Source organism: Streptomyces sp. SID5643 (assembly GCF_009872555.1).
Taxonomy (GTDB): domain Bacteria; phylum Actinomycetota; class Actinomycetes; order Streptomycetales; family Streptomycetaceae; genus Streptomyces; species Streptomyces iakyrus.
In genome coordinates this window covers 1-8,428 of record NZ_WWIC01000209.1, presented here as the reverse complement: position 1 = coordinate 8,428, position 8,428 = coordinate 1, and the positions used below count along the sequence as shown (strand labels likewise).

9 protein-coding genes and 1 pseudogene are annotated in these 8,428 nt (G+C 71.2%); 5 read left to right on the top strand and 5 right to left on the bottom strand.

The genetic code is table 11. From position 1 onward, the window contains the following. Nucleotides 1–117 (top strand): annotated as a pseudogene (locus tag GTY56_RS23640) (5,10-methylene tetrahydromethanopterin reductase); the annotation flags it as partial. Then, on the top strand, nt 114–728 hold the full coding sequence (locus tag GTY56_RS23635; RefSeq protein ID WP_161367340.1) for an FMN reductase: 615 nt from the start codon (nt 114–116) through the stop codon (nt 726–728). The pseudogene GTY56_RS23640 and the gene GTY56_RS23635, both read left to right, overlap by 4 nt. A 113-nt stretch (nt 729–841) precedes the next feature. On the opposite strand, the gene GTY56_RS23630 is transcribed toward GTY56_RS23635, so the two are convergent. After that, entirely contained in the window at nt 842–1,891 is a 1,050-nt protein-coding gene (locus GTY56_RS23630; protein WP_161367339.1) for a helix-turn-helix transcriptional regulator, read from the bottom strand. Nucleotides 1,892–2,053: 162 nt separating this feature from the next. Between GTY56_RS23630 and GTY56_RS41395 the strand changes: the two genes are divergently transcribed. Together GTY56_RS41395 and GTY56_RS41390 are read left to right on the top strand one after the other, a co-directional pair. Next, nucleotides 2,054–2,773: an MFS transporter gene (locus tag GTY56_RS41395; RefSeq protein WP_346345551.1), complete on the top strand. Its 720-nt coding sequence runs from the start codon at nt 2,054–2,056 to the stop codon at nt 2,771–2,773. Next, nucleotides 2,682–3,716, top strand: coding sequence for an MFS transporter (locus GTY56_RS41390; RefSeq protein WP_346345550.1), 1,035 nt, complete (start codon nt 2,682–2,684; stop codon nt 3,714–3,716). Before GTY56_RS41395 ends, GTY56_RS41390 begins: the two co-directional genes overlap by 92 nt. A gap of 42 nt (nt 3,717–3,758) precedes the next feature. On the opposite strand, the gene GTY56_RS23620 is transcribed toward GTY56_RS41390, so the two are convergent. Then, a complete protein-coding gene (locus tag GTY56_RS23620; RefSeq protein WP_161367338.1) occupies nt 3,759–4,118 on the bottom strand; it encodes a hypothetical protein in 360 nt (119 codons plus the stop codon). 119 nt (nt 4,119–4,237) lie between these two features. Between GTY56_RS23620 and GTY56_RS23615 the strand changes: the two genes are divergently transcribed. After that, the gene (locus tag GTY56_RS23615; protein ID WP_161367337.1) at nt 4,238–5,038 is read left to right on the top strand and encodes a GNAT family N-acetyltransferase; all 801 of its coding nucleotides are present in this window, start codon (nt 4,238–4,240) and stop codon (nt 5,036–5,038) included. 43 nt (nt 5,039–5,081) lie between these two features. Here GTY56_RS23615 and GTY56_RS23610 read toward each other — a convergent pair whose 3' ends face one another. The 3 genes from GTY56_RS23610 to GTY56_RS23600 form a co-directional block, all read right to left on the bottom strand. Beyond that, nucleotides 5,082–6,515 (bottom strand): ATP-binding protein, encoded by a 1,434-nt coding sequence (locus GTY56_RS23610; RefSeq protein WP_161367336.1) that lies wholly within the window; start codon nt 6,513–6,515, stop codon nt 5,082–5,084. Next, complete coding sequence (locus GTY56_RS23605) at nt 6,516–7,235, bottom strand: response regulator (RefSeq protein WP_161367335.1); 720 nt, start codon at nt 7,233–7,235, stop codon at nt 6,516–6,518. A gap of 117 nt (nt 7,236–7,352) precedes the next feature. Next, nucleotides 7,353–8,428: LLM class flavin-dependent oxidoreductase (locus GTY56_RS23600; protein ID WP_161367334.1), on the bottom strand; the 1,076-nt coding region annotated here is incomplete at its 5' end.

Below are 8,428 nucleotides of genomic sequence, written 5' to 3'. Positions count from 1 at the left end.
CCGGTACTGCGCAAGGAGTTCGCCAAGAACCGCCCGGCCGAGGTGCCGGACGCCCCGAACCACGCCTCCCTGCTGGCGGCAGCAGGAGCAGCCTCCAAGGAGGCAACCGCCGCATGAAGCTGGTCGCTGTATCCGCGGGACTGAGCACCCCCTCATCCACCCGCTTGCTGGCCGACCGTCTCACGGAGGCGGTCCGCGACGAGGTCGCTGCTCAAGGCCACAAGACGGAGGTGGAGGTCATCGAACTGCGCAGCCTGTCCGGTGCCATCGCCAACAACCTCGTCACCGGGTTTCCCCCACCGCCGCTGGCCGACGCGATCGGAGCGGTGACCAACGCCCATGGCCTCGTGACCGTGACGCCAGTGTTCTCAGCGTCCTACAGCGGGCTGTTCAAGTCCTTCTTCGACCTGATCGACCCCGCTGCCCTCGCGGGCAAGCCGGTCCTCATAGGGGCGACCGGTGGTACGCCCCGGCACTCTCTGGTGCTGGACCACGCCCTGCGTCCCCTCTTCTCCTATCTGAAAGCCGTGGTCCTCCCCACCGGCGTATACGCGGCGTCGGAGGACTGGGGATCCGGCGGCGGCGCGCACACGGAAGGTCTGTCCGGCCGCGTACACAGGGCGGGCCGGGAGATGGCCTCGCTCCTCGTCGCCAGAGCGACCGATCCCCGCCCCGATGACGACGCCACTGAGGCCGGCAAGCAGCTGGCCGATCTTCGCTTCGACTGAGCACGCCCCCACTGCCGTACCCGGGACGGGCAGTTGCATGAGAACCCGTTGTGCCGCAAGCGGCATCCGGGCCGGCGCCGCCCGGCGGATGGGCCGAAGCCGGGGTATTGCGGTCAATCGGCCGGAGTCTCAACGGACTTCACACGGCCCCGGTCGATCGGGGGCTGCCGCTGACGGCGCGGGGTGTCCCTCGGGCCGGGGATGTCGACGTCGATGCGGCCCATCACCCTCCGGGCCGCTTCGACGAGTTCGGGCGGTCCTTCCACGGTGAACCGGCAACTGAAGGTGATCAGGAAGCCGAGGAGCGCCGACCACGACCAGGCCCCCATCCGGATCCGGGTGATCCGGTCGTCGATCGCTTCGAAACTGGCGGATCCCGGAGCCCATTTCGCCACCAGCGTCGCGGGGCACTCCATCAGGACGGTGCCCCAGCACGGCCAGCTGTCGAGGCTGTCACCCCGATCGGGCCGGCTCTGGACGAAGCGGGTGATGTCCTCGTCGGGAAGCTCACGCTCGCCGAAGCGCCACGCGGTGGGCGCCAGAGACCGGATGCGGTCGAGCCGGTAGGCGTCCCAGGAACACCGCTGCTGGTCGTAGGCCACCAGGTACCAGCGACCCGACCAGACGACGAGCCGGTGGGGTTCGGCCAGCACCTCGCTGTCCTCCATCGAGTCGTGGTCGATGGAGCGGTAGGAGAACCTCACGAGGTCGCGTCGCTGAGCTGCCGTGCTGAGCTGCGCGAGGAGTGCGGGATCGATCTGGGGCGGAGCGAGTTCCCACGCGTTCTCGATGTGTTCGATGGAGAAGGTCGCAAGACGGTGGGCCAGATGGGGCGGCAACAGCTCTTTGATGGAGTTCAGCGCGCGTTTGGTGGCGTCGCCCATGCCGGTCACCGAGGCCGGAGCGGTCTGGAGGGACAGCGCGATGGCCAAGGCCTGCTCGTCGTCGACCACGAGCGGAGGAAGACGCGCCCCGCGGGACAAGCGGTAGTAGCCGGACGGGCCTTTCGTCGCGGTGACGGGGTAGCCCAGCTCGCGCAGGCGGTTGATGTCGCGCCGCACGGTCCGGGGGGAGACGCCCAGCCGCTGGGCCAGCCCTTCACCGGTCCACTCCTTCTGGGTCTGCAGCAGGCTGAGGAGCTCCAGCGTTCGGTTCGCGATCAAGGACTGCCCTCCGGATCAGTGTGAGTAGAGGTCACCATGCGTCCGCTACTCCTGCCATAGTGCCCCGCGCCGGGGTTCAAAGGGTCTCCGGCCGACCCGGGCACCCCACCCTTCGGCGGCGGCCGGACCGGGCGCTTGCATCACACAGGATGGATCAACACCTTGTCCGACAATCCAACCCGGTCGTCCTTAACCAACCGAGACCGCTGGCTGGGCCTGCTCGCTGTTTCTCTCGGTGTGTCGCTGGTGGTCGTGGACTTCACCATCGTCAACGTGGTGATGCCGCCGATCATCGACGACCTGGAGATCTCGGCCTTCGACGCCCAGTGGATCCAGGAGTCCTACGCGATCGTTCTGGCTGCTCTGCTGTTGGTGATGGGGCGTCTCTCGGACGTCGTGGGAGCACGCCGGCTGTTCCTGATCGGCACCGTGATCTTCGGGTTGGCGAGCATCGCCGCGGCCGTGGCACCCTCCGGGGGGACCCTGATCGCCGGCCGGTTCGCCCAGGGTGTCGGCGGCGCGATCGTCATGCCGACCTCGCTCGCCCTGCTCAACATGACCTTCCGGGGCCCGGACCGGGGCAAGGCCTTCGCCCTCTGGGGCTCCACGATCGGTGCGGCAGCCGCGGTCGGACCGCTGCTGGGCGGCTGGCTCGCCGAGTACTCCTGGCGGTGGGCCTTCGGCATCAACATCTTCGTCGTGGCGCTGATCGTCCTGGGCGTCATGAAGTACCTGGACGAGTCCCCCCCGGCAGCCCGGCAAGATCGACACCGGCGGCGCGGTGCTGTCGGTGCTGGGCCTCGGGCTCCTCGCCTTCGCGCTGATCGAGGGGCGCAACTACGGGTGGTGGGAGCCTCAGAAGGACTTCGGCCCCTTCGGTGACGCGCTGAACCTGTCCGTCATCCCGGTCGCTCTGGTCGTCTCCGTGGCCTCCCTGGCACTGTTCCTGCTGCTTCAGCTCCGGTCGACCCGGGCGGACGGCACGGCACCGCTGATGGACACCTCGTTGTTCGGCATCAAGTCCTTCAGCACGGGCAACATCGCGACGCTGATCATCGCCCTGGCGGAGTTCGGCATGCTCGCCGTCCTGCCCCTGTGGCTCCAGTACACCCTGGGGTACTCGGTGCTCCAGACCGGACTGATCGTCTTCGTCGTCGCCGTGGGCAGCTTCTTCGCGAGTGGGGCGAGCTTCGGCATGGCCGAGAAGGTCGGCCCGATCGGCCTGGTGCGCATCGGCCTGGTGCTGGAGGCCGCAGGTCTGCTGATGTTCGGCCTGCTGGCCGGCAGCGACTCGCAGTGGTGGATCATCGGAATCGCCCTGTTCCTGTACGGCATGGGAGTCGGCTTCGCCACCGCGCAGGTCACCAACGTCGTCCTCGCGGACGTGCCGCCGCAGCACGCCGGCCAAGGGGCCGGAATCCAGAGCGCGGCACGTCAGCTCGGTTCCGCCCTCGGCATCGCCGTTCTCACGTCGGCCTTCTTCACGGCCCTGGACTCCGACCTGTCGGACCGGCTCGTCCAGCAGGGGACGCCCGCGCCCGAGGCGGACACACTGTCGTCGGCGGTCTCCGACAGCGCCGGCGCGATGATCTCCGGGCTGAGTGAGAACCCGCAGACGGCGCCGGCCGCCGACGCGGCCCGTGACGCCATGTCCCACGCCATCCAGATCAACGGCTACACCTGCGCCGCGCTGCTGGCGCTCGGCATGCTGGCGACCCTCCTCGTCCCCCGGCCCGAGGCCGGTGCCCAGCAGTGGGGCGAAGAGCACGACCGTGCTGAGGCCTCGGACGCCGACGTCAACGCCGGGAAGTCCTCCGCCTCTTAGGGCCGCCCGGACGGCCGGAGGCCCTCGATCGACCCGGACCGTTCAGTGGTCCGAGTAGCTGAAGTCCCCCACGGTCCAGGCGCTCACGTCCTCGATCGCGACCCGGTACATCCCGCCCGTCTCCGGGATCCCCACGGTGCCCTGGAGGATGCGGGCGACGTGGAAGTGCAGATGCGTGGGTGGCCCGTCCTCCTTCGTGGGCGTGTCGAAGACGGTGGAGAACTCGCCGAGCCGGGCGGAGCCGGTCAGCACCTCCGACACCCGCTGCCTCCACACGGCTTCGGGAGCCAGCCGGCCGGTGATGACAGCACCACCGGCGACCACGGTCAACGACATCTGGTTGCTCTGCCCGGACTCCACACGGGCAGCGATGTCAACGATCAGCTCGTCAGGCTTCGCCATGGGAGTGGATTTTATGCAACCGCCCGTCCCGGCGCTTCGGGTGGTGCCGGAACAGGGGTCGGCCGGGCGCCTGACGGGCAGGACGGGTGCGACGGACATCGAGACCTGAGGGGGCCCTGGTGCGTGATCTCGCGGAATCGGTCGAATCGGTGGAGCAGCTCGCCACGGTCTGGCGGGCCATGGTGCTCGACCGGGATCCGGATGCCGACGTGCGCGACCTGCCGGGCATCGCCGTGCGGTGGGCCGACTGCCGGTTCGCCTTCTGGAACTGCGTGACCCTGACGGACGTCGGAGCCGATGCCGGGCTGCTGAAGGAGCGGCTGGACGAGGCCGCCGGGATCATGCGGTCGAAGTCCCACGCCGGGTTCCTGTGGGTCTTCGAGGACCTGCTCGACGACGGGGCGCGTGCCGCGCTCGGAGCGGCCGCCGAACGGGCGGGCCTGCGATACGCCTTCCCCGGCACCGGCATGGCGGGAGACCTGCTGCCGGTCCCCGAGCCCGTCCACCCCGAGCTGGCCTTCGCGCGCGTGGACGACGACGACCTGCTGCGGGCGTACGCGGACATCAACGCGCGCGCCTACGGATTCCCCCTGGAGGACGGGCGGGACGGGCTCGCCGGGTCCTCGTGGTGGAAGAGCGGTGTGTTCGCGTACCTGGGGCTGCGCGACGGGGTCCCCGTGACCTGCGCCGCCACGGTCGAGGCGGACGGGCGGCTCTTCGTCGTGCTCGTCGCCACCGATCCGGCATGGGAGCGGCGGGGCTACGGGGAGGCCGTGACCCGCAAGGCCCTGTACGAGGGCGCCCGGGCGACCGGCCTGACCCGGGCCACGCTGCACGCGACCGCGGCCGGAGCGCCGGTGTACCCGCGGATCGGGTTCCGGCCCAACTCCCCGATGCGTTTCTACGCCCTCGGGGACTGAGGGAGGGATCTCGCAGCGGCGCCCGGGGGCGCGCCGGCGCTCCTCACCCCGCGTCGTTCGCCCCCGGCCGCCCGCCCACCGTGAACCCGGTGACCGTCCCGCCCCCGTCCCGCCGGAACGCGAACGGCGCCCCGCCGTGGGCGAGGGCCACCTCGCGGACGATGGACAGCCCGAGGCCGGAGCCCGGCAGGGAGCGGGCGTCGGCGGCCCGGTAGAAGCGGTCGAAGACGCGGGTGAGGTCGCTGTCGGCGATGCCCGGACCGCGGTCGAGGACCTCGACCCGGATGGTGCCGGGGCGGGCGGGCCCCGAGACGGCGATCTCGACGGGGGCCCGGCCGCCCTGGTCGAACTTCACCGCGTTCTCGACGAGGTTGGACAGCGCCCGGGTCAGCATCCCGGGCCGCCCGTCGGTCGTGGTGTCGCCGCTCGCGCGCAGCAGGATCTCGCGGCCGCTGCGGCGCCGGGCCACCCCCGCCACCTCCTCGGCGATGTCCGCGAGGTCCACCCGTCGCGGCGGCTCGGTGTCGGACTGCCCGGCCGCGAGGTCCACCAGCTCGTTGACCAGGTCGGTCAGCTCCCGGGCCTCCTGGCCCAGGTCGGCGACCAGCTCGTCACGGGCCTGCGGCGGGAGTTCGTCGATCCGGCGCAGCAGGGAGATGTTCGTACGCAGCGAGGTGAGCGGCGTGCGCAGCTCGTGGCCCGCGTCCTGGACCAGGCGGCGCTGATCCTCCTCGGACTGGGCGAGCCGGCCCAGCATGCGGTCGAAGGCCCGGCCCAGGCGGCCCACCTCGTCGTGTCCGGCCACGGGCACCTGGATGCCCAGGCGGCGGGTGCGGGCGACGTCCTCGGCGGCGTCGGTCAGCACGACCAGGCGGCGCGTGATCCGCCGGGCCAGCCACCAGCCGAACAGCCCGGCGCCGACCACCACGGCCGCCACCAGCAGCAGCGTCCGCTGCTGGAGCACCCGCAGCAGGTCCTCGACGTCGCTGAACTCCTGGGCGACCTGCACCGCGCCCCGGCCGTCGCCGAGGGAGACGGTGGCGACGCGGTAGACGTCGTCGCCCACGTCGACGTCCTTGTGCTCGGCCACGTCCCCGGACGAGGCCGCGGCGGCGATCCGCACGTCGGCGCCGGTGACCGGCAGCCCCGGGCTGCCGCGGTCGACGACGCGCCCGTCCGGGCCGAGCACCTGCACATCGGTGCGGGCGGGCCGTACGAGGTCGTGGCCCGGCGCGGCGGACGAGAAGTCGCCGGGCGCCATGCGGTTCTCCCGCACCTCGTCGCGCAGGTCCTGCACGACCTCGTCGAACACCGTCTGCTGGTCCACCCGCACCAGCCGCGCGGCGGCGCTGTACGACAGGATGCCGACCAGGATCGTCACGGCCGCCGTCACCGCCGCGAAGGACACCGCGAAGGTGGTGCGCAGCGAGACGAGGCCCGGCCGCCGCCCGGCCAGCAGCCGGCGCAGGCCGTCCACTCAGTCCTCCCGCAGCACGTAACCCACGCCCCGGACCGTGTGGATCAGCTGCGGCGCGTCCGGCTCGTCGAGCTTTCGGCGCAGGTAGCCGACGTAGACGGCGAGGTTCTTCGAGCCGGGCCCGAAGTCGTAGCCCCAGATGCGGTCGTAGATCGTCGAGTGGTCGAGGACGATGCCCGCGTTGCGCACCAGCAACTCCAGCAGCTCGAACTCGGTGCGGGTCAGCTCCAGCTCGCGCGCGCCGCGCCAGGCCCGGCGCGCCTGCGGGTCCATGCGGATGCCGGCGGCGTGGATGAACCGCTCCGGGAGCGGCCTGGGCGCCTCGGCCGCCGGTGCGCTCCCGGCGCCCACGGGGCTGGTACGGCGCAGCAGGGCACGCAGCCGGGCGAAGACCTCCTCCACGTCGAAGGGCTTCACCACGTAGTCGTCGGCGCCCGCGTCCAGGCCGGCGATGCGGTCGGCGGTCTCCACGAGGGCCGTCAGCATCAGCACGGGCGTCCGGTCGCCCTCGGCGCGCAGCACCCGGCAGACCTGGAGCCCGTCGATGCCGGGCATCATCACGTCCAGGACGAGCACGTCCGGACGGTTGCGGTGGGCCTGCGCCAGCGCCTCGACCCCATCGGCGACCGCCATGACCTGGTAGCCCTCCAGGGTCAGGGCCCGCTCCAGGGCATTGCGGATGGCGCGGTCGTCTTCGGCGAGCAGCACTGTCTGGGGCACGCGTCCAGTGTGCCAAGCCCGGGGGTTCCCGGAACCGTATGCGCTGCGCCGGAGCGTCCTTCTTACTGCCCTCTCACCAGGGGCCGGGCAACCGTGGAGCCGGGCCCTACCGTCCCCTCACCCTCGGTCCCGGGCGACCCGGGCCGCGTGCGTGGGAGCGTCGGGCACCTCGGCCGGGCGGTTCTTGGCGAACTCCTTGCGCAGTACCGGCACGACCTCCTCGCCCAGCAGGTCGAGCTGCTCCAGGACGGTCTTGAGGGGCAGTCCGGCGTGGTCGATCAGGAACAGCTGGCGCTGGTAGTCGCCTGCGTAGTCGCGGAAGGCGAGCGTCTTCTCGATCACTTGCTGCGGCGAGCCCACGGTCAGGGGCGTCTGCGCGGTGAAGTCCTCCAGCGACGGTCCGTGCCCGTAGACCGGGGCGACGTCGAAGTAGGGCCGGAACTCGCGTACGGCGTCCTGGCTGTTCTTCCGCATGAAGACGTGCCCGCCCAGCCCGACGATCGCCTGCTCGGGGGTGCCGTGCCCGTGGTGGGCGTACCGCGTCCGGTACAGCTCGACCATGCGCTTGGTGTGGTCGGCGGGCCAGAAGATGTTGTTGTGGAAGAAGCCGTCGCCGTAGTACGCGGCCTGCTCGGCGATCTCCGGGGAGCGGATCGAGCCGTGCCACACGAAGGGCGCGACGCCGTCCAGCGGGCGGGGGGTGGAGGTGAAGCCCTGGAGCGGGGTGCGGAACTTCCCTTCCCAGTCGACGACGTCCTCGCGCCACAGGCGGTGCAGCAGGGCGTAGTTCTCGATCGCGAGGTTGATGCCCTGCCGGATGTCCTTGCCGAACCAGGGGTAGACCGGGCCGGTGTTGCCGCGTCCCATCATGAGGTCCACCCGGCCGTCGGCCAGGTGCTGGAGCATCGCGAAGTCCTCGGCGATCTTCACCGGGTCGTTGGTGGTGATCAGGGTCGTGGCCGTGGAGAGGATCAGCCGCTCGGTGCGCGCCGCGACGTAGCCGAGCATCGTGGTCGGGGAGGAGGGCACGAAGGGCGGGTTGTGGTGCTCGCCGGTCGCGAACACGTCCAGACCGACCTCCTCGGCCTTCAGCGCGATGGCGACCATGGCCTTGATCCGCTCCCGCTCGGTCGGCGTCCGGCCGGTCGTGGGGTCGGGCGTGACGTCACCGACGCTGAAAATACCGAACTGCA